The sequence below is a fragment of the Deinococcus budaensis genome, assembly GCF_014201885.1.
Classification (GTDB): Bacteria; Deinococcota; Deinococci; order Deinococcales; family Deinococcaceae; genus Deinococcus; species Deinococcus budaensis.
Genome location: NZ_JACHFN010000004.1, coordinates 150,512 through 170,234, shown reverse-complemented (window position 1 = coordinate 170,234; position 19,723 = coordinate 150,512). Strand labels below are relative to the sequence as shown.

The 19,723-nt window shown below is 70.8% G+C and carries 18 protein-coding genes; 12 read left to right on the top strand and 6 right to left on the bottom strand.

Translation table 11 applies throughout. The annotated features are described in order from the left end of the window. The first annotated feature begins 6 nt into the window (after positions 1-6). Complete coding sequence (locus HNQ09_RS07115; protein ID WP_184027274.1) at positions 7-957, top strand: tyrosine-type recombinase/integrase; 951 nt, start codon at positions 7-9, stop codon at positions 955-957. 109 nt (positions 958-1,066) lie between these two features. Here the strand turns inward: HNQ09_RS07115 and HNQ09_RS07110 are convergent, their stop codons facing one another. Further along, on the bottom strand, positions 1,067-2,926 hold the full coding sequence (locus HNQ09_RS07110; protein WP_184027272.1) for a glycoside hydrolase family 2 TIM barrel-domain containing protein: 1,860 nt from the start codon (positions 2,924-2,926) through the stop codon (positions 1,067-1,069). 480 nt (positions 2,927-3,406) lie between these two features. Here HNQ09_RS07110 and HNQ09_RS07105 point away from each other — a divergent pair, with 480 nt between their 5' ends. Beyond that, complete coding sequence (locus HNQ09_RS07105) at positions 3,407-4,351, top strand: tyrosine-type recombinase/integrase (protein ID WP_184027270.1); 945 nt, start codon at positions 3,407-3,409, stop codon at positions 4,349-4,351. Here HNQ09_RS07105 and HNQ09_RS07100 read toward each other — a convergent pair. Continuing rightward, positions 4,345-5,289 (bottom strand): DUF808 domain-containing protein, encoded by a 945-nt coding sequence (locus HNQ09_RS07100; protein WP_184027268.1) that lies wholly within the window; start codon positions 5,287-5,289, stop codon positions 4,345-4,347. The genes HNQ09_RS07105 and HNQ09_RS07100 overlap by 7 nt on opposite strands. 345 nt (positions 5,290-5,634) lie before the next feature. Here HNQ09_RS07100 and HNQ09_RS07095 point away from each other — a divergent pair, with 345 nt between their 5' ends. The 7 genes from HNQ09_RS07095 to HNQ09_RS07065 all read left to right on the top strand — a co-directional run bounded on the left by HNQ09_RS07095 (position 5,635) and on the right by HNQ09_RS07065 (position 12,177). After that, positions 5,635-6,075 carry a c-type cytochrome gene (locus HNQ09_RS07095; RefSeq protein WP_184027265.1) on the top strand — a complete coding sequence of 147 codons (441 nt, stop codon included), beginning with the start codon at positions 5,635-5,637 and terminating at the stop codon, positions 6,073-6,075. Between the two features lie 235 nt (positions 6,076-6,310). After that, positions 6,311-7,543 carry a 3-dehydroquinate synthase gene (locus tag HNQ09_RS07090; RefSeq protein ID WP_184027262.1) on the top strand — a complete coding sequence of 411 codons (1,233 nt, stop codon included), beginning with the start codon at positions 6,311-6,313 and terminating at the stop codon, positions 7,541-7,543. Further along, complete coding sequence (locus HNQ09_RS07085; RefSeq protein WP_184027259.1) at positions 7,513-7,848, top strand: hypothetical protein; 336 nt, start codon at positions 7,513-7,515, stop codon at positions 7,846-7,848. Before HNQ09_RS07090 ends, HNQ09_RS07085 begins: the two co-directional genes overlap by 31 nt. After that, on the top strand, positions 7,845-8,678 hold the full coding sequence (locus tag HNQ09_RS07080; RefSeq protein WP_184027257.1) for a TatD family hydrolase: 834 nt from the start codon (positions 7,845-7,847) through the stop codon (positions 8,676-8,678). The genes HNQ09_RS07085 and HNQ09_RS07080 overlap by 4 nt, the downstream gene beginning before the upstream one ends. Beyond that, positions 8,678-9,871 (top strand): metabolite traffic protein EboE, encoded by a 1,194-nt coding sequence (gene eboE, locus HNQ09_RS07075; RefSeq protein ID WP_184027255.1) that lies wholly within the window; start codon positions 8,678-8,680, stop codon positions 9,869-9,871. Before HNQ09_RS07080 ends, eboE begins: the two co-directional genes overlap by 1 nt. Further along, positions 9,861-10,745 (top strand): UbiA family prenyltransferase, encoded by an 885-nt coding sequence (locus HNQ09_RS07070; RefSeq protein ID WP_184027253.1) that lies wholly within the window; start codon positions 9,861-9,863, stop codon positions 10,743-10,745. The genes eboE and HNQ09_RS07070 overlap by 11 nt, the downstream gene beginning before the upstream one ends. A 1-nt stretch (position 10,746) precedes the next feature. Next, entirely contained in the window at positions 10,747-12,177 is a 1,431-nt protein-coding gene (locus HNQ09_RS07065; protein ID WP_184027251.1) for an alkaline phosphatase family protein, read from the top strand. Between the two features lie 22 nt (positions 12,178-12,199). Here the strand turns inward: HNQ09_RS07065 and HNQ09_RS07060 are convergent, their stop codons facing one another. Next, positions 12,200-12,466, bottom strand: coding sequence for a hypothetical protein (locus HNQ09_RS07060; protein WP_184027249.1), 267 nt, complete (start codon positions 12,464-12,466; stop codon positions 12,200-12,202). Between the two features lie 191 nt (positions 12,467-12,657). Between HNQ09_RS07060 and fdhF the strand changes: the two genes are divergently transcribed. From fdhF to fdhD, 3 genes are all read left to right on the top strand, one after another. Then, complete coding sequence (gene fdhF, locus HNQ09_RS07055; protein ID WP_184027247.1) at positions 12,658-15,654, top strand: formate dehydrogenase subunit alpha; 2,997 nt, start codon at positions 12,658-12,660, stop codon at positions 15,652-15,654. Continuing rightward, a complete protein-coding gene (locus HNQ09_RS07050) occupies positions 15,654-16,154 on the top strand; it encodes a helical membrane plugin domain-containing protein (RefSeq protein WP_184027245.1) in 501 nt (166 codons plus the stop codon). The genes fdhF and HNQ09_RS07050 overlap by 1 nt, the downstream gene beginning before the upstream one ends. Before the next feature lie 62 nt (positions 16,155-16,216). Beyond that, positions 16,217-16,987, top strand: a complete 771-nt coding sequence (gene fdhD, locus HNQ09_RS07045; RefSeq protein ID WP_184027489.1) for a formate dehydrogenase accessory sulfurtransferase FdhD — start codon at positions 16,217-16,219, stop codon at positions 16,985-16,987. A 31-nt stretch (positions 16,988-17,018) separates the two neighbouring features. Here the strand turns inward: fdhD and HNQ09_RS07040 are convergent, their stop codons facing one another. The 3 genes from HNQ09_RS07040 to HNQ09_RS07030 form a co-directional block, all read right to left on the bottom strand. Next, positions 17,019-18,176: an HD-GYP domain-containing protein gene (locus HNQ09_RS07040; protein WP_184027243.1), complete on the bottom strand. Its 1,158-nt coding sequence runs from the start codon at positions 18,174-18,176 to the stop codon at positions 17,019-17,021. Between the two features lie 73 nt (positions 18,177-18,249). Then, a complete protein-coding gene (locus HNQ09_RS07035) occupies positions 18,250-18,672 on the bottom strand; it encodes a CBS domain-containing protein (RefSeq protein WP_221269678.1) in 423 nt (140 codons plus the stop codon). A gap of 70 nt (positions 18,673-18,742) precedes the next feature. Beyond that, positions 18,743-19,654, bottom strand: a complete 912-nt coding sequence (locus tag HNQ09_RS07030) for an AfsR/SARP family transcriptional regulator (RefSeq protein WP_184027241.1) — start codon at positions 19,652-19,654, stop codon at positions 18,743-18,745. Positions 19,655-19,723 lie beyond the last annotated feature (69 nt).

Here is a 19,723-nt window from a genome sequence, read left to right as displayed (position 1 = left end):
ACCCCCTTGACCCTGGTCCGGCCCTCCAGCGCCCTCGCCCTGGCCAGTCTGACCGACCCGGCGCTGCGGGTGCGGGCGGTGCAGGCGGCCAGCACCTACGACGTGGGGGACCTGGTGCAGGTCACCCACGCCTACATGCTGGCGGGGAGCCGCCGGGGTGCGCGGACCAGCCCCAGGACCCTGGAGGCCTATGCCCTGGCGGTTCGCGACTTTGTGCCCTGGGCGCAGGAGGCGGGCGTGCAGTTGCTGCGGCCCGGGCGACGCGACGGCGGGCGCTACGTGGCGCAGTTGCAGACCCGAAGGTCGCTGGGGCGCGGCAAGCGCGGCCAGCTCTCGGCGGCCACCGTGGCGCAGTACGTGGCGGGGGCCCGCGCCCTGTACCGCGCCCTGCGCTGGGCCGGGGCGACCGAGGCCCAGCCTTTCGAGGACGCCCACGTGCCCCCGGACCCCACCTCCCCCATCGTCAGGAATCCCCCCTACACCCGCGAGATCGACGCGGCGCTGGCGCACTGTGACCCCCGGCTCGCGGCGCTGCTGCTGCTGTGTGCCCACGCGGGGCTGCGGGTCAGCGAGGCGCTGGGTGTGCAGACCCACGACATCGGGGGCACGCGGCTTACCGTGCGCGGCAAGGGGGGCAAGGTGCGGCGCGTGCCGCTGGGCCGGCGCGTCCGGTCGGCCCTGACTGACCTGTCCCCGGTCGGACCTGACGGCGCCCTGTTCGCCTGGAACTACGCGCAGGCCACCTACCGCATGGGCAAGGCCTTCCGCGCCGCCGGGCACGCCGACGCCTGGCGCGGCTTTCACGCAGCCCGCAAGCATTCCGGGACCCGGCTCTACCGCGCGACCCGCGACTTCACGCGGGTGGGCCTATTCCTGGGACACAGCAGCGTGGACACCACCCGCCGGTATGTCGCGGTCGAGGACGACGACGTGCAGCGTGAGGTCGAAGACTTCTAGCCCCGGGCCTGAAGCGCGAGGAACAGAGGCCAGCGCGCGGGGAGCAGGCTCCCTCCCCTGCCCCCCGGCCGCCTTATTCCTCCTGCCCGCGAGGCGCCTCGCGGGCGGGTCAGTCGTGTTCAAGTTCCGCGAGCAGCAGGCTGTCTTGCCCGACTTCCGGGCCGCGCGAGGAGTTGCCGTAGGGGTTGAGCTGCGCGTCGAAGGTCATCTCCCGGGCGCTGCGCTTGCCCCGGGTGCTGCGCGCCAGCTTGAAGAGGTCCGCCTTGGGGGTGCGGTCCTCGTAAAGCAGGCCGTTTTTCTCCTGAAAGGTGTCGGTGAGCTGGGTGTAGCAAAAACCCGACAACCCGTGGCACTCGTGGATGGCCTCCAGCAGCGCCACGTAGTCGGCCAGAAAGTCGCTCTCGCTTTCCGACTCGCTGTAGCCCCAGCCGCGTCCCTGGTCGGGGATGTAGGCGATGCCGCCGAACTCCGAGAGCACCACCGGCTGCGTGGTGGCCTGAAAATCCCCCAAGGTCAGCGCCCGGTCGGCGGGCTGCTGCTGCTCCAGCGAGAGCCGGGTGGATTCCAGCGTGCCGTAGCGCCGCCGCAGCATCTCGGGGTCGTCGGCGTAGTCGTGAATGGTCACGATATCGGTCGCCACGTGCTCCCAGCCGTCGTTGCCGATCACCGGCCGCCCCGGGTCCAGCGTCTTGGTGAGGTGGTACAGCGCCCGCACGTAGTCGCGGTGGGCGGGGTTGGTGGGCAGGTCCGGCACCCCCCACGACTCGTTGAACGGCACCCAGGCCACGATGCAGGGGTGCGACATGTCGCGTTCAAGCACCTCGGTCCACTCGCGCACCAGATTCTTGACCGCCCCCGGCGTGAAGCGGTAGGGGCTGGGCATCTCCTCCCACACCAGCAGGCCCAGCACGTCGCACCAGTACAGCCAGCGCGGACTCTCGATCTTCTGGTGTTTGCGCGCCCCGTTGAAGCCCAGCTGCCGGGTCAGTTCCACGTCGCGGCGCAGTTCCTCGTCGGTGGCGGTCATCAGGCTCTGCGGCCAGTAGCCCTGGTCGAGCACCATCTTGAGGTAATAGGGCCGCCCGTTGAGCATGAAGCGGTTGCCCGCCACCCCCACCGAGCGCAGCGCCGTGTAGCTCCGGACCCGGTCGATCACGGTGTCGCCCACCAGCAGCTCCAGTTCGGCGTCGATGAGTTGCGGGTGCTTGGGACTCCACAGCAGGTCGTTGCGGAAGTCGTCGATGCCGGGGTCCGCCAGCGCCATCTTGCGTGACAGCTCGCTGTGGCGCAGGCTGTAGCGGTCGTCGACCAGCAGTTCGCCGTTGCGCGAGAGCCGCACCCGGACGCTCAGGTCCGGGCGCAGCGGCCCGGCGATCTCCAGCTCCATCCCGATCTGCCAGCGTTCCATGTCGCTCGACCAGCGCAGCTTGCGTATCGAGGTCTCCGGCACCTGCTCCAGCCAGACCGTCTGCCAGATGCCGGTGGTGCGCGGATACCAGATCGAATGCGGTTCGCGCTGCCAGTCCTGCTTGCCGCGCGGCTTGGCGAGGTCGTGGGGGTTGTCCTGCGCCCTGACCACGATCTCGACCGTCTCCCCGGCCCGCGCCTGCTGGGTGATGTCGGCGGCAAAGGGGGTGTGCCCGCCCTGATGCTGCGCGACCAGGCGCCCGTTGGCCCACACGGTCGCCAGATAGTCCACCGCCCCGAAATGCAGCAGCAGCCGTCCTTCCCGCTCCTGCGGGGTCGTCGTGAGCGTCAGGCCATACCACACGACCGTATGGAAGTTCTCGTCGTGCAGGCCGCTCTGGCGGCTTTCCGGAGCATAGGGCACCTGAATCTCGCGGTCGAACACCACCTCGCTGGGATGGTGCCAGCGGGCCTCGTCGTCGAAAGAAAACCGCCACAGGCCATTGAGTTCGCGCCAGTGTTCCCGCTCCAGAAGCGGGGTGGGGTGGTGAGAATACTTCACGGAGGCTCCTGCAAATCGCAAAGAAGGTCGGGGAGGGGGGACAGAACCCCAGGAGCCGGGAAGGCACCTCTGGGCGGCAACGGCCCACAGTATGGCCGAGTCGAACGCTCCAGGGTCAAGAGCTGGGGAGACAGCGGGTGACTGACCTTTCCCTCCGGCTCCATCACCGCATCAGGGGAGTCGCAGTATATAGAAAACGAAATTTCGGTCCCCAACCCTCTCACAGTTTCAAAACTCGTCCGAAACACAGCCATCCCCGTCTAACCAGAACGCCGCCAGCGAACGCCCAGGCATACGCCTGATCCACCTCCATTCACCACAGCGAGGAAGGTCACACGCGGTCACTTGCCTGCTCTAGCACAGGTGGAAGCTGCGGGGAAAGAAGGCTGGAGAGGCGGAACGAGGTGGGAAGCGACGGCAGTCGAAACATCCAGACCGCAGGGACACACAGCGCCATATCGCTCGTATATACTGGTCATCATGAGTCAGGAAGCCTCTCCGGGGCCGGATGCGCGGGTGCTGCGGCGGTTGTTGGAACGGGAAGACCTCGACGGCTTCGTGGACGCCGTGGCGCCGCTGTTGCCGGGGCAGGCGGGGGACCGCACGCGCCAGAACAATGTCAGCGGCGTACGGATTTACCTGAAGTGGTGCGCCGCCCAGGGGCACCCGGTGCTGCATCCCAGTGACGCGCAGGCCGCCGCCTACCGCAGCTGGCTGGAGGCCCACCATGCCCCGGCCACCAGCAAAAACCGGCTCAGCCAGGTCCGCCACCTCTACGACGCGCTGGGCCGCTGCGGGGTGACCCAGGAGCAGCCTTTTCGCGGCGTGCGGGGACCGGTCAACCGCCCGGAGGAACACCGCGACCACTATTCGGCGGCGGAGCTGACGCGGCTGCTGACCCACGCGAACACCGAGGAGCGCGCGCTGGTGCTGCTGGGCGCGCACGGGGGCCTGACCGGGCCGGAGGTGCTGGAGCTGCGCTTCGAGGCGCTGCGGCTGTGGCAGGGAGACCTGGAGGTCGGGGGCCGGGTGATTCCCGGCAGCGCGGAGCTGCTCGAAGCCCTGGCCAGATGGGGACATCAGCGCGGGCATACGGCGCTGTTCAGCGCCCAGGGACCCGTCTTCGACCTTGCCAGCGCCTTTTTGCTGCGGCAGCGGATTTTCCGGCTGTGTCGGCGGGCCAATGTGCCCTACCGGGCCTGGCAGGCCCTGCGCAACGCGGCGGGACTGCGCCTGCTGGGGCTGGTGGAGCGCGAGGAAGCGCAGGCGCAGCTGGGACTGGCGGGCAGCGAGTCGCTCCGGCCGCTGGTCAAGCTCAGCGGGCAGCCCCAGCGCCGCCGGGGGCCGAAGCGCCGGGGGGAGCACAGGGAAGAGGAAGGGCCGCAAGCGGCGCCGGGGCACCCGCGCGGAGCGGAAGGTCAGTGAGCGGCGGAAGCCTTGCGGGGACGCAGGTGCATGACGCCCACAATGACGGCCCCGATCAGCAGGCCGACCAACCCCGAGCCGAGCGTCTGGACCAGCCACTCGGCCACGCCGGACACGGCAGGCAAGGCCCCACCCGCCGCCACCGCGAGGTCGTGCAGCAGGTGGGCCGGAGCGGCGAGGCCGAACTCCTCCAGGCCGTGCAGGATAATCTGGCCGCCCACCCACAGCATGGCCGCCGTGCCCACGACCGACAGCGCCGACATCACGACCGGCATGCCTTTGACCAGCCCGCGCCCGAAACCGCGTGAGAGGCCCGAACCGCTGCGGGCCAGCCGCACGCCGAAATCGTCCATCTTCACGATCAGGCCGACCACCCCGTAGACCAGCGCCGTGATCAGCAGCGCCACCACCAGCAGCGTCACCCCGCGCAGCGCGAAGGGCTGGTCCGCCACCTCGGCCAGCGAGATCGCCATGATCTCTGCGGACAGGATGAAGTCGGTCCGGATCGCGCCCGTCACCATCTGCTCCTCGTGCGCCTCGCTCGACAGCTTGATCTCCGGCTCGCCGGACGCCTCGTGGTGACCGGAAACCGCCTCGTAGACTTTCTCAGCGCCCTCGTAGCAGAGATAAGCGCCGCCCAGCATCAGGATCGGGGTGATGGCCCACGGCAGAAACTGGCTGAGCAGCAGCGCGGCGGGCAGGATAAACACGACCTTGTTGCGCAGCGATCCCCGGGCGATGCGCCAGATGATCGGCAGCTCGCGGTCGGGCGAGAACCCGGTGACGTAGCGGGGCGTCACCGCCGTGTCGTCCACGACCACCCCGACCGCCTTGGCCCCCGCCTTGCCCGCCGCCGCGCCGATGTCGTCGATGGAGGCGGCCGCGAGTTTGGCGATGGCCGCCACGTCGTCGAGCAGGGCGACCAGGCCGCCGCTCATCGGCCCTTCCTGGCCGGGAGCCGTTCAGGGGGCGGGGCGGCCCACAGCGGCGCCGCCAGACGGCCTGGGCCGGAAAGGACGTGAGGGTCGCGGCAACAATCGCGGGAAGCCATCAGGCGGACAGCCTATCAAGCCCGCTGCCTCCACGGAGGACGGGGCCTGAGGGCCGGGCCGCCCCGCAGCAGGCCGCAGAGTGGGCCGTAAACCGCTTTAGCTTCTCCTCTCCTTTGGCCTCCCCTCCTTTGGCGCCCCGAAATGTGGCAAGATACGGACTACTCACCTGCTTCAGCGCCGACGTCGGCCCGCCGTCCGCCTTTCTTCCGTTTGAACCCTGGAGGTCAGAGCATGTTGAACCGCAAGACGGCAAGGCAGCTGATCCGCTTCGGTGCAGGTGCGGCGCTGGGTGGCCTGACCCTCGCGGTGGCGACCGCGCCCGCCGGGAACACGGCGGGGCCGAGCTTTACCCGTGTGCAGGCCACGTTCGGGCAGCAGGTCTACACCACCTCCTGCCAGGGGTGTCATGGGGCAAACTTGCAAGGCGTTCGCGGCCCGGCGCTGGTCGGTCAGGCCTTTTTGAGCGAGTGGGCGAATGGCAAACGCCCCGCTGCCGAGCTGCACGCCTACATCGCCGAGAAGATGCCGCGCAACAAGCCCGCGAGCCTGACCCCCGCCCAGTACCGCAACGTGACGGCCTACGTGCTGTCCAAAAACGGCTACCCGGCAGGGAACCGGTCGCTGTCGGCCGCCACGCTCAAGACGCCGCTGGTTCCGCCGCCCGCCCGCTGAGCACCCCCGCAGGGGACCTGCTTCGCTGCGGTCACCCCACGCGGGACCCTCTTCGGCTGGCAGAGGGTCCCGCGCGTGTCCTGCGGCTTTAGCGTTCCGTTGATGTTGTCCGCGGCAGGCTGAGGGCCATGAGCAACCAGCCCACCAGAGATCGGCGCGGGGTCAACGGGCGCGGGACCAGGGGCGCGGCGGCTGGAGGCGAGGCCGCCTGCCCAGGTCCCCACGCGGAGACCACATGCCGTTGACCCGCACGCTGAAACAGACGGTGCCTGTGACGTTCCGGTATGCCGTCCACTTCACGCGCGGGGTGTTCGACCCCGGCAACCCGGTTTTCCGGGACGCGCTGGCCCCCAGCGGCGGCGACCCGGTCCGCGGCCCCGTCAAGGTGCTGTGCGTTCTCGACGCGGGCGTGGTGGGGGCATTCCCCGGGCTGCCCGCGCAACTGGGCGCCTATTTCGGGGCGCACGCGGACGCCCTGCGGCTGGTCGCGCCCCCCCTGACCGTACCGGGGGGCGAGGGAGTCAAGGGGGACCTCACCCACGTCACACGGGTGCAGGACGCGATTCACGCGCACGGCATCGACCGGCACGCGTACGTGGCCGTGGTGGGCGGCGGCGCGGTGACCGACATGGTGGGCTTCGCGGCGGGCACCGCGCACCGGGGCGTGCGGCTGGTGCGGGTGCCGACCACGGTGCTGGCGCAAAACGACTCGGGCGTGGGCGTCAAGAACAGCGTGAACGCCTACGGCAAGAAAAACTGGCTGGGCACCTTCGCGCCGCCCCACGCCGTGCTCAACGACCTCGACTTCCTGACCGCGCTGGAGGACCGCGACTGGCTGGGCGGGCTGGCCGAGGCGGTCAAGGTGGCGCTGCTCAAGGACGCGGCCTTCTTCGGGTGGCTGGAGGAACACGCGGCGGCGCTCGTGGCCCGTGACCCCGGCGCGATGGAGTACGCCGTCTACCGCTGCGCCGAACTGCACATGGCCCACATCGCCGGGGGCGGCGACCCCTTCGAGACGGGGTCCTCGCGGCCGCTGGATTTCGGGCACTGGGCGGCGCACAAGCTCGAGAGCCTGACCGGCTACGCGCTGCGTCACGGCGAGGCGGTGGCGGTCGGGTTGGCGCTGGACTGCACCTACGCGGCGCTCAGGGGCATGTTGCCGGAAGCCGACTGGCGGCGGGTGCTGGAGTTGCTGCTCGCGCTGCGCCTGCCCGTCTATGTCCCCGAGCTGGGCACCTCCGCCCAGGACCCCGCCGACCCCCGCAGCGTGCTGAGCGGCCTGAACGAGTTCCGCGAGCACCTGGGCGGGCGCCTCACCATTCCGCTGCTGACCGCCGTCGGGCAGGCGACCGAGGTTCACGAGATGGACTTCGGAGAGCTGCGCCGCGCGGTCGGCCTCCTGCAAGACCTGCACGATCACCCCCAGAAAGGACCCTCATGGCTTTCTACCCCGGCACCTGCCTGCTGACCCAGACCGAACTGCTCGACCTCTCCTTTATGGAGCACCGGGCGCAACTGCTCGCTGTGGCCGCCTTTCTCGACCGCTTGGACCGCGCACGCGGCGGCGCGGCCGGGGTGCAGGAGGACTTCCGGCTGCGCGCCTTCCGCGAGGCGCTGCACGAGCTGACCTCGCCCGAGCCGGGGCGGGTGCGGCGCGCGCAGATGCTGCTCAGTGACCAGAACCTCGGTCTTCTGGACCTGCGCGACTCGCAGAGCGCCTTCGGGGCGTCGCGCCGCGTCCACACGAGCCTCGGCAACGAGGTGGAGCAGTGAACTACATCGACCTGCACGCCCACATGATCTCGCGCACCACCGACGACTACCACCGCATGGCGCTGACCGGCTGCCTGGCCGTGACCGAACCCGCCTTCTGGTCGGGGCGCGACCGGCTGGGGCCGCAGGCGTTCGCCGACTACTTCGACCACCTGACGACCTTCGAGCCGGAGCGGGCGCGGCAGTACGGCATCGCGCACTACACCTGGCTGTGCCTCAACCCCAAGGAGGGCGAGGACCGCGAGCTGGCCCGGCAGGTGCTGGCCCTGATTCCGGATTTTCTCGACCGCCCCAACGTGCTCGGGATAGGCGAGATCGGGCTGAACCGCGTCACCCGCAACGAACTCGCCACCTTTCGCGACCACGTGGAGCTGGCGCTGGAACACGGCCAGCTGATCCACATCCACACGCCGCATCTGGAAGACAAGTACAAGGGCACCCGGGTGATGGTGGAGGCGCTGGCCGCCGACCCCCGCATCGACCCCGCCCGCGTGCTGATCGACCACGCCGAGGAACACACCGTGGAGATGATCCTGGGCCACGGCTTCTGGACTGGGCTGACGCTCTACCCGAAGACCAAGGCGTCCCCCGCCCGCGCCATCGACATGATCGAGATGCACGGCCCGGAGCGTTTGATCGTGGCCTCGGCCTGCGACTGGGGTCCCAGCGACTCGCTGGCGGTGCCCGAATTCGTCCTCGAAGCCCGGCGGCGCGGCCATGACGACGCGCTGATCGGGCGGATCGTGCTGGAGAACCCAGCGCGCTTTCTGGGCCAGTCGCCCAAGTTCGTGCCGGTGGGGACGGGGCGGGGAACGGTGGCGGCGGACTGATGCGGCTTCCGGGCGGCGTGCAGCTCACCTACTGCACCAACATCCACCCGTCGGCGGGGATGGGCGAGGTCCGGGCCAATCTGGAGCGGTACGCGGTGCCGCTGCGGGCACGGCTCTCGCCGGACGCCCCCTTCGGCGTGGGGCTGCGGCTCTCGGGACCGGAGAGCGCGGAGCTGCTGGAAGGCACGGCGCTGGCCGACTTCCGGAGCTTTCTCGACGAGCGCGGACTGTACGTGTTCACCCTGAACGGCTTTCCCTACGGCCCCTTTCACGGCCAGCCGGTCAAGGCGCAGGTTCACGCCCCCGACTGGCGGGACGAGGAGCGGGTCGCCTACACCCTGCGGCTCGCGGAGATTCTGGCCGCGCTGCTGCCGGAGGGGGAGGAAGGCGGCATCTCGACCAGCCCGCTCTCGTACCGGGAGTGGGTGGGCGAGGAGGACTGGCCGACGCTGACACGCAACGTGGTCCGGGTGGTGGCGGCGCTGGTGCGGCTGCGGGAAGAGCGGGGGCGCCTGATCCACCTCGACCTCGAACCCGAGCCGGACGGGCTGCTCCAGTGCAGCAGTGATCTGGCGCGCTTCTTCACGGAGCAGCTGCTGGAGGGGGGCGCGCGGGACCTCGCCGCGCAGCTGGGGAGTGGTCTGGAGCAGGCGCGCGAGCAGCTGCGCGAGCATGTCCAGGTCTGCTTCGACACCTGCCACGTCGCGGTGATGTACGAGACCCCGGCGGCGGCACTGCGGACGTACCGGGCGGCGGGCATGCGCGTCGGCAAGGTGCAGATCAGCTCGGCGCTGCGGCTGTCTCTGCCCGCGGACCCGGAGGCGCGGCTGGAGGTGGCGCGGGCGCTCTCCCCTTTCGCGGAGGCCACCTACCTGCATCAGGTGGTCGCGCGGGGGCGGGACGGCTCGCTGAGGCAATACCCCGACCTGCCCCCCGCGCTGGCGGACCTGGACGACCCGGACGTGCAGGAGTGGCGGGTGCATTTTCACGTCCCCGTCTTTCTGGAGCGCGCGGGGGTGTTCGGCTCAACCCAGCGGGAGATCGTGGAAACCTTCGCGCTGATGCGGGAACGACCCTTTACCCGCCACCTGGAAATCGAGACGTACACCTGGGACGTGCTGCCGCCGGAGCTGAAGCGCCCCCTGCTGGAGTCCATCGAACGCGAGTACCGCTGGGTGCAGGATGTCCTCTAGCATCCCGCGGCCCGGCTGGTCCCGGCGCCTGCACGGGCACCTGTCGCTGGCCCGCGTCTCGAACAGTCCGACGGTAGTCACGAATGTGCTGGCCGGGGCGGCGCTGGCGGGTGGGGGCGGCGTCACGCTGCTGCCGCTCGCCGCCGCGCTGGTGCTGTTCTACACCGGGGGGATGTACCTCAACGACCTGCTGGACCTCGGGATAGACCGCCGCGAGCGGCCCGGGCGTCCGCTGCCCTCGGGCTTGGTCCCGGTGAAAGAGGCGTGGACCGTCACCGCCGCGCTGTTCGGGATGGGGTTGCTGCTGCTGGTGCCTGTTGGGGGAGCCACCTTCCTGGGCGGGCTGATTCTCGTCGGCCTGATCGTGTTGTATGACGCCTGGCACAAGACCAATCCACTCAGCCCGGTCGTGATGGCCGCAACGCGGGCAATGGTGTACGTCACGGCGGGGCTGGCTTTCTTTCCATATCTAACAGCTCTACTTGTCTGGACTCCCCTGCTGGTGTGGGCCACGCTCCTCGCCCTCTACATCGCGGGCCTGACCTACGTCGCCAAGACCGAGAACCGCCGGGGCACCGCGCGGTTCTGGCCGGTGGCGCTGGTGGCCGCGCCCGCCGTGTACGGCCTTACAGGCGGCTTCGGCCCCGGCGCAGCTCTCCTTTCCCTGCTGCTGGCCGCCTGGGTGGCCCACAGCCTGACTTTTGTCTACGGCAAGACCCGCGATATCGGCGGCGCGGTGGGCCGATTGATCGCCGGGGTCTGCCTGCTCGACGCGCTGGTGCTGGGGGTGGCGGGCGCGTGGACGCTGCTGCCGCTGGCGCTGGCGGCTTTCCTCCTCACGCGCTGGTGGCAGCGCCACATCAAAGGAACCTGACATGCCTGCTGAACCCAAGCGAACTGCCGTCATCAACATCGTGGGCCTCAGCCCGGAGCTACTGGGACCGGGGCTGCCGCGCCTGACCGCCTTTGCCGGGCGCGGGAAAATGGTGCCGGTGGGCGAGGTGCTTCCTGCCGTGACCTGCTCGGTGCAGGCGACCTACCTCACCGGAAAGTGGCCGGACAAGCACGGCATCGTGGGCAACGGGTGGTACTTCCGCGACGAGTGCGAGGTCAAGTTCTGGCGGCAGTCGAACAGGCTGATCGAGGCGCCCAAGCTCTGGGACGTGCTGCATGAACTCGACCCGGCGGCGACCGTCGCCAACATCTGCTGGTGGTACAACATGTACTCGGAGGCCGACTACACGGTCACGCCGCGCCCGATGTACCCCGCCGACGGGCGCAAGCTGCCCGACTGCTACACCCAGCCCGCGAGCCTGCGCGACGAGTTGCAGGCCCGGCTCGGCACCTTTCCGCTGTTCAGCTACTGGGGACCGAACGCGGGCATCTCCTCGAGCCGCTGGATCGCGGACGCGGCGCGGTACGTGGAAGAAAAGCACTCGCCCACGCTGAATCTGGTGTACCTGCCGCATCTGGACTACGGTCTCCAGAAGCATGGACCAGACCTCGGCGCGATGCGGGAGGACCTCGCCGCCATCGACGAGGTGGCGGGCGACCTGATCGACTTCTACGAGGCGCGGGGGGTTTCCGTGATCGTGGTGTCCGAGTACGGGATCGAGCGGGCGTGGCGGCCCGTCCACCTCAACCGGGCGCTGCGCGACGCGGGCCTCCTGGCCGTGCGCGAGGAACTGGGCCGCGAGCTGCTCGACGCCGGGAGGAGCGCGGCGTTCGCGGTCGCGGACCATCAGGTCGCGCACGTGTACGTGAACGACCCCGCCCGACTGGAGGACGTCCGCGCGCTGCTGGAGGGCCTGCCGGGGGTGGCCGAGGTGCTGGGCGCGGAGGGCAAGCGCCGCCATCACCTCGACCACCCCCGGGCGGGCGAGCTGGTCGCTGTGGCCGACCCCGGCGCGTGGTTCACCTACTACTACTGGCAGGACGACGCCCGCGCGCCCGATTTCGCCCGCACGGTGGACATCCACCGCAAGCCCGGCTACGACCCCGCCGAACTGTTCATGGACCCGCACTCACCGGCCAAGCTCAAGGCGGGCGTGGCGCTGGCGAAAAAGAAGCTGGGCTTCCGCTACCTGCTCGACGTGATCGGCCTCGACGCGGGTGTAGTGCGCGGCTCGCACGGGCGGGTGACCGGGGACCCGCGCCGGGGACCGCTGCTGATCTCGTCGCGGCCGGAGCTGCTCACGCAAGACGACCTGGCTCCCACCGACGTGTTCGGGGTCATCCTGGCGCATGTCGGGGCCGGGCCGGCCGGGCAGGAGGCGGCGCCTTCCGGCCGCAGCGCGGCACGCTGACCCCCTGCGGCCGGAGGGCGACTCAGCCCTCCTCTCCCCCGCCCTCGTCAGAGACGCGCGCCCGGGGGTCGGAGGGAGACAGGCTGCCGCCGCTTCCGGCCTCGGTGCCCGTGCTGTAGGCGTTGCCCTGCTCGGGGGCGGCGGCGGGTTCACCGGGCGCGCGGGTGCCGCCCAGCAGGGTGGTCATGTCGGCGCCGAAGGGACCCTCGCCCTCGCCCCGGTGCTCGTTCACGGCGTCCTGGTCGGGGGGCTGGGGGGTACGGCGGGGCGGAGCCGGATCGTCGGTCATGGGCAGGCCTCCTGGGTGCCTTCCAGCATCGGCCCTGCGGCCCGCCGGGGCATGAGGAATCGCTCAAGCCGGGGGGGCACGCGGACAGTTGCCGGGAGTGCCCCCGGAGGCGCAGATTGCGGCCACCGCCCCCCTTTGCTTCTCGCCGCCGCCTGCTGCGCCGCCCTCTCGCCACGACCGGAGGCCGCCCCTTGCCGTCTTTCGATGCGTCCGTCACCGTCAACGGAGTCCCGTACCCTGCCCGCAGCGGCGAAGCCCTGCTGGAGGTGCTCAACCGCGCCTCGGCCGAGCTGCCGCAGGTGTGCTACCACCCGCAGCTCGGCCCCCTCCAGACCTGCGATACCTGTCTGGTCGAGGTGAACGGCGAACTGGTGCGCGCCTGCGGCACCCGCGTGACTCCGGGGCAGGTCGTGCAGACCGAGACGGCCGCCGCCCGCCACTCGCGCGCCGCCGCCTTCGACCGGCTGCTGGGCAACCACCTGCTGTACTGCACGGTCTGCGACAACAACAACGGCAACTGCGTGGTTCACAACACCACCGCCCTGCTGGGGGTCGAGCACCAGGACACGCCCTACCGTCCCAAGCCCTACCCCAAGGACGAGACCAATCCGTTTTACCGCTACGACCCCGACCAGTGCATCCTGTGCGGGCGCTGCGTGGAAGCCTGCCAGAACCTGCAAGTCAACGAGACGCTCTCCATCAACTGGGAAGACCCCCACCCCCGCGTGCTGTGGGACGGCGGCTCGGCGATCAACGAGTCGAGCTGCGTGAGCTGCGGGCACTGCGTCACCGTCTGCCCCTGCAACGCCCTGATGGAAAAGTCGATGCTGGGCGAGGCGGGGCTGATGACCGGGCTGCCGCTGCCGGTCTTCCAGTCGGCGGTCGAGCTGGTCAAGGCGGCCGAACCCAGCATCGGCTACGGCCCGATCCTGCAACTCTCGGACACCGAGTCGGCGGTCCGCGAGGGGTCGGTGAAGCGCACGAAGACCGTCTGCACCTACTGCGGGGTGGGCTGCTCGTTCGAGGTGTGGACCAAGGAGCGCCGCATCCTCAAGGTCGAGCCGACGCACGGCCCGGCCAACGGCGTCTCCACCTGTATCAAGGGCAAGTTCGGCTGGGACTACGTGAACAGCCCCGAGCGGCTGACCACCCCCCTGATCCGCGAGCACGGCCGCTTCCGCGAGGCGAGCTGGGACGAGGCGCTGGCGCTGATCGCCCGGCGTTTCACGGAGATCCGGGCGCAGCATGGCCCGGACGCGCTCTCGTTTATCGCCTCCTCGAAGTGCACCAACGAGGAAGCCTGGCTGATGCAGAAGCTGGCCCGCGCGGTGGTCGGCACCAACAACATGGACAACTGCTCGCGCTACTGCCAGAGTCCGGCCACGATGGGCCTGTGGCGCACGGTGGGCTACGGCGGCGACTCCGGCTCGATCCACGACATCGAGGCGGCCGGGCTGGTCATCGGCATCGGGACGAACACCGCCGAGTCTCACCCGGTCCTCGCCACCCGGGTCAAGCGGTCGCACAAGCTGCGCGGGCAGCGCCTGATCGTGGCCGACCTGCGCGAGCACGAGATGGCGCGCCGCGCCGACCTGTTCGTGCGCCCGGTGCCCGGCACCGATTTCGTGTGGCTGACCGCCGTGGCGCGCTACATCCTCGACGAAGGGCTGGAGGACCGGGCCTTCCTGGAGCAGTGGGTGAACGGGCTGGACGAGTACCGCGCCAGCCTCGCGCCCTATACCCTGGCCCACGCCGAGGAAGTGACGGGCATTCCCCAGGACACCCTGCGGCAGATCGCCCACGAGATCGTGCGGGCCGACGGCACCTGCATCCTGTGGGCGATGGGCGTGACCCAGCAGTGCAGCGGGTCGGAGACCTCGACGGCGATCTCGAACCTGCTGCTGATCACTGGCAACTACATGCGGCCCGGCGCCGGGTCCTACCCGCTGCGGGGGCACAACAACGTGCAGGGTGCGTCGGACATGGGGGCCATGCCCGGCTTCGTGGGCGGCTATCAGAACGTCGAGGACCCGGCGGTGCGCGAGAAGTTCACCGCGCAGTGGGGCGTGGACCTGCCGCAGAGCAAGGGTCTGGACAACCACGAGATGGTCCACGCCATCCACGGCGGCACCCTCAGGGCGATGTATCTCAAGGGCGAGGAGATGGGGTTGGTGGACGCCAACGCGAACTACGTGGACGCCGCCTTCGAGAAACTGGACTTCTTCGTGGTACAGGACGTGTTTTTCAGCCGCACGGCGCAGTTCGCGGACGTGGTGCTGCCCGCCAGCCCCAGTCTGGAAAAGGACGGGACCTTCACCAACACCGAGCGCCGGATTCAGCGCCTCTCCCGCGCGCTGGAGCCGCTGGGGCAAAGCAGGCCCGACTGGGAGATCATCCGGGATGTCGCCAACGCGCTGGGGGCGGGCTGGACCTACGCTCATCCCTCCGAGATCATGGCCGAGATCGCCGCGCTGGTGCCGCTGTATTCCGGCGTGACCTACGGGCGGCTGGAGGGCTTTCGCTCGCTCCAGTGGCCGGTGCTGCCCGACGGAAGCGACACGCCGCTGCTGTTCACCGAAGGGTTTCCCTTCCCGGACCGCCGGGCGCGGCTGTATCCGGCCGAGTTCATCGCGCCGGTCGAGCCGCCCGACGGGGAATTCGACCTGCACCTCAACAACGGGCGGATGCTGGAGCACTTCCACGAGGGCAACATGACCTTCAAGTCGGCGGGAATTACCCAGAAGGTGCCCGGCTCGCTGGTCGAGGTCTCGCCCGAGCTGGCCCGCGAGCGCGGGCTGGAAAGCGGGCGCTTCGTGCGGCTGGTCTCGCGGCACGGGGCGGTGCGGGTGCGGGTCCATGTCACCGACCGGGTGGCGGGGAGGCAGCTGTACATGCCGATGAACAACCCCTCGGCGCGGGACGCGGTGAACCGCCTGACGGGCAGCCACACCGACCCCTCGACCCACACGCCCGCCTACAAGGACACGGCCGTGCGGCTGGAGGTGCTGCCCGAGCTGGGCGACAACCCGCTGCCGCGCGTGAACCACCGCTACGGCCACCCGACCCCGCAGCGCGGCGTGGAGGTCGAGCGCAAGTGGCAGCGGGCCGACTACCGCTTTCCGGGGGCGCTCTATAACCGGCTGGCGGCGCAGCGCCGGGCGCCGGAGACCCTGGGAGGCGACGACTGATGGCCAAGGCGATTGACTTCGACGCGCGGAGCCTGCGTCCCACCCTGCAGGAGCAGGTCGCGGCAGGCACCGCCCAGAGCGCGGACGCGCTGCTGGAGGCGCTGGCGCTGCTGCGGGAGCTGCACCAGCACAAGGTGCTGCACACCCTGCTGCGGGCGGTGCAGGGCGGCGAGGGCCTGAGCGTTCAGGCGCTGGAGGTGCTCAACGAGCCGGGCAGCGTGCGGGCGCTGCGCAACCTGCTGGAACTCGTCAAGCTGCTGGGCAGCATCGAACCCGAAGCGATCAGCACCGTCTCGGGCGCGCTGGCCGACGGGGTGCGGGCCGGGGCCGAGCGGGTGCGGCAGCGCGAGCCGATCGGCCTGGGGGAGCTGCTGTCCCTGAGCCGCGACCCGGACCTCGGCCTGGCGCTGGGGGCGCTGGTGGACGTGCTGCGCGGCTTCGGCCGGGGCCTGCGCGAGCGCGAGGCCCACGGCAACCCGCCGCCGGTTCCGCATACCTGAGTCCTGCCGTGACGACCGCCGAGCCTGCCCTCCACCCCGTCCTGCGGTACGCGGGGGGTGCCCTGACGCCCGGGGCGGATCAGGTCGCCGCCGAGGAACCGCTGGAAATCCGGCTGGTTCACGGCGGGGAGGAGCGGCCCCTGGGCGTCACCATGCGCACGCCGGGCGCCGACCCCGACCTGGTGCGCGGCTGGCTGTACGCCGAGGGGGCGATCCGGGAGGCCGGGGACCTGCTCGACCTCTCCGAGTGGCGGGAGGGCGAGTTGGCGACTCCCAACGTGGTGCGGGTGCGGCTGCGGTCGGGCTTCGCGGCGCTGGAACGGCTCTCGCGCCAGACTTTCACCTCCAGCGCGTGCGGGGTGTGCGGCGCGGGCAGCATCGAGCGGCTGGCGGTGCGGGCGCGCCCGGCACTGTGGACGCGCCCTCCCCTGTCCCCGGAGCTGGTGTGCAGCCTGCCGGGACGGTTGCGGGCCGGGCAACCGCTGTTCGCCGTGACCGGCGGGCTGCACGCGGCGGGCCTGTTCACCCCGGACGGCGAGTGCCTGGCCGTGCGCGAGGACGTGGGGCGCCACAACGCCGTGGACAAGGTCATCGGCTGGGCGCTCACGGGGGGGCGGCTGCCCCTCGGCGACCATATCCTGACCGTCAGCAGCCGCGCGGGCTTCGAGATCGTGCAAAAGGCCGCGCTGGCGGGCGTGCCGGTGGTGTGCGCGGTCTCGGCCCCGACCAGCCTGGCCGTGCAGGTCGCCGAGAGCTTCGGCCTCACGCTGCTGGGCTTCGTGCGTGGGGAGCGCTTCAACGTGTATTCCGCGCCCGAACGCCTCCAGCCCTAGCCCACGCCGCCCCGCCCTCGCCCCGCCCGGCTCAGTCCAGCGGCGCGTCTGGGGCGGCGTCCTCGCGTTCGAGCACGCGCAAGAAGCGCTCGACCAGCTCAGGGTCGAAATGCTGGCCCGCCTGGGCGCGCAATTCGGCGCGGGCAGCCTGCGGGGTCCAGGCGGCCTTGTAGGGGCGCGGGCTGGTCAGGGCGTCGTACACGTCACACAGGGCAAAGAGGCGGCCTTCGAGGCTGATCTCGTCGCCCGATTTGGCGGCCGGATACCCCGCGCCGTTCCAGCGCTCGTGGTGGTCCTCGATGACCCGCAGCGCGGCGGGGGGCAAAAAGCGCAGCGCCCCGGCAAAGCGCCGTCCCTCCTGGACGTGGGCGCGCATGGTGTCCCACTCCTCGGCGCTGAGCTTGCCCGGCTTGAGCAGCACGGCGTCGGGAATGGCGATCTTGCCGATGTCGTGCAGGTAGGCCCCCCAGCGCAGGGCCTGCTTGCGGGCGGGCGGGAAGTCCAGCTCGTCGGCCAAGCGCATGGCGAGGCGGGTGACGCGGTCGGTGTGGCCCTGCGTCTCGCCGTCGCGCGCCTCGAGGGCCAGACCCAGCGCCCGCAGCGCGGCCTCGCGCGCCTGAAGCGCCTCTTCCTCGGCGGCCAGGCGCCCGGCCAGCGCGGCGATGGTGCCTGAGACCATGCTGAACAGCGCGGCTTCCTCGGCCTGCCAGACGTGGGCCTCGAAGGTGTGCATCAAAAAGGCGCCCAGCAGGTCCCCGCCCGCGCTGCGCACCGGCGCGGCGGCCAGACTGACGACCCCCAGGTCCGGAAACCCCGCCGTCTCGGGGTGCGCCCGCGTGTCGTCGAAAAACAGCGGGGCGGCGCTGCGCTCCAGCGCCCGCATCAGCGGTGTCTCGGCGGGCAGACCGTGGGCGGCGATGGCCTGCATGCCGGGCGTCTGCGGCAGGTCCCCCCAGGCGGCCCGCACCTGGTAGGCCAGGACCTCGTCGCCCCCGGCCTGGAAATAGGCCGATCCCACCGCCGCCGTCTGGCCCACCAGATGCTCCAGCGTCGGCGTGATGCCCGCAGCAAGGTCCGGGGACGCCAGCGCCACCCGGGTCAGCGTCAGGACCGACTGGGCCGCCGAGGTCCGCGAGTCCTGCGCGGGGTCGAGGTCGGAGAGCCGGGGCGCCGGGGCGTGGGGAGACATGGCCGCAGGGTAGCGGCCCCACTCTTTCAGTCCTGTAACAGCAGCCGCCCGCCCGGAAAGGCGGGCCTGGCGCTCAGCCGGGGACGGGGGAGCCGACGTACTCGCGCAGCACGTCGGTGACGGTCACGATGCCGACCACCTCGTGCGCCCCGTTGACGACCGGCAGGCCGCCGATCTTGTGGTTGAGCATGGTGTAGGCGGCGTCCTGAAGGGGCGCGTCCTCGGAGACGGTCAGCACCGAGGTGGTCATGATCTGGCGCAGCGGCATCCGGGCCAGCAGGGCCGTGATCTCCCAGATGCTGAGGGTGGTGGCCTGCGAGGGCATCGCTTCTTTGAGGTCGCGGTCGGTGACCATGCCGACCAAGCGGCCGTCCTCGACCAGCGGCAGGCGCCGGATGCCCCGGGCCTTGAGCAGCTGCACCGCCTCGGGCACGGTCGTGTCGGGGTGAGCGGTGACGGGTGGGTGGGCCATGACCTGCTTGACCGGGGTGTTCATTGCTGTTCCCTCCTCGGGTTCGGAGCGTTCCTGCCAGGCATGACGGGGCCGTATCCCTCTGCTGGCGCCGTCAGTTCAGCTGCAACAGGTCGCGCAGGCCAGCGGGACAGCGGCCCTCGGCCAGCAGCGGGCAGGGGTGGGGGTGCGCTCCGGGGACGCCCTGGGCGCGGGTGCAGATGTGCTCGCCCGCCTTGATGCGCCCGGCCAGCGCCACCGTCTCGGGCATGGGGGTGTCGCCCAGGTCGTCGCGCAGGAAGCGCAGAAAGCGGCGGTAGTGCTCGGTGGCGGCGTAGGGTCCTCCCACGACCGACAGGCAGGTCATCAGCCGCTGGTGGTGGTTCTCGCCCAGATAGGGGTCGGCCCGCAGCGCCCGCGCGAGGTCGGTCACGGCGGCGGCGCACTCGGCCGCCTCGCAGTGCAGGGCCGAGATTTCCAGGCAGGCGTGGACATAGGCGGCGCGGTGTTCTTCCCGCGCCTCGCGCACCCACTCGGCGCGGACCTGCGGCAGATACTCGCCGCGGTAGACCTCCAGCACCCGGCGGTAAGCCTGGAGACGTTCGGGCGGCGTGGCGGCGTGTTCGGCCAGGTGCAGCGCCCGGTACAGCTCCCCCACGTCCGAGGCGCGGATGACGGCGGGCGCGAGGTGGTAGCGGCCGTACTTCTCGGTCAGGGCGCCCGGGAAGCCCAGCGCCGTCCGCACCCGGTGAACGGTCACCCGGAAGCGGTTGCTGCTGGCCGGACCGGCCTCCAGCCCCCACAGGTTCTCCAAAATCTCGCTGCGGGTGCGGCCCTCGGGAAAGGACAGCAGGTAGAAGAAGAGGTCTTGCGCGCTCGCCGCGTGCCACTGCACCGGGCGGCCCCCCACCTCGGCCCCCGGGTGACCGAAGGTCCGCACGCTCAGGGAAGGCCGCAGCGCGGCAGGCTGGCCCGCTGGCCCCTCGCCGGGGCGCGGCGCTGTGGCGGCCGGAGGGATCGCAGTCATGCTTCAGCGTGCGCCGCCCCTGTTACGGGGGCATTACGGGAGGAAAGTGGGCGGGCCACGGCCAAGGCG